The organism is Microbulbifer echini, assembly GCF_041447225.1.
GTDB classification, from domain to species: Bacteria; Pseudomonadota; Gammaproteobacteria; order Pseudomonadales; family Cellvibrionaceae; genus Microbulbifer; species Microbulbifer echini.
The window spans coordinates 1-507 of sequence record NZ_JBGMEL010000061.1 but is presented as its reverse complement, the minus strand read 5'-3'; the positions used below and the strand labels follow the sequence as shown (position 1 = coordinate 507).

At 46.0% G+C, this 507-nt stretch carries 1 protein-coding gene; it reads right to left on the bottom strand.

All coding sequences use genetic code 11. The annotated features are described in order from the left end of the window. The coding region (locus tag ACCI51_RS19455; protein ID WP_371845089.1) for an IS5 family transposase at positions 1-498 on the bottom strand (498 nt) is incomplete at its 3' end. Positions 499-507 lie beyond the last annotated feature (9 nt).

The window sequence follows — 507 nt, the reverse complement described above, 5'->3', positions numbered from 1 at the left end:
CTGGTGCATTTCTGGATCACGCTCCTTCTTTTTATTCTTAGTCGAAGATGGAGCCGAGATAATAGTGGCATCTACAATGGTGCCTTCACGCAATACCATACCATTCTCAGCAAGATACTTATTGATTTCCTCAAATAGGGTTGTGCCGAGCTGATTTGACTCCAGCAAGTGGCGAAAATTAAGAATCGTTGTCTCATCGGGAATTGGGCCATTCAAAGTCAATCCTGCAAAATTACGCATAGATTCAATTTCGTATAGCGCATCTTCCATAGCTGGATCGCTGAGGTTGTAAAACAACTGCATGCAATGAATACGCAGCATGACCTTCAATGGGTAAGGCTCTCGGCCACGCTTGCCGCGTGGATAACAAGGGGCTATTCGAGCTTCCAGTCGCCGCCAAGGAATGAGGGCATTCATCTGAGAAAGAAACTTCTCTCGACGAGTTTTACGGCGCTTCAGATTGTATTCTGCTTCGGCAAAGGTGACTTGGTGCATGATCTATCGTAG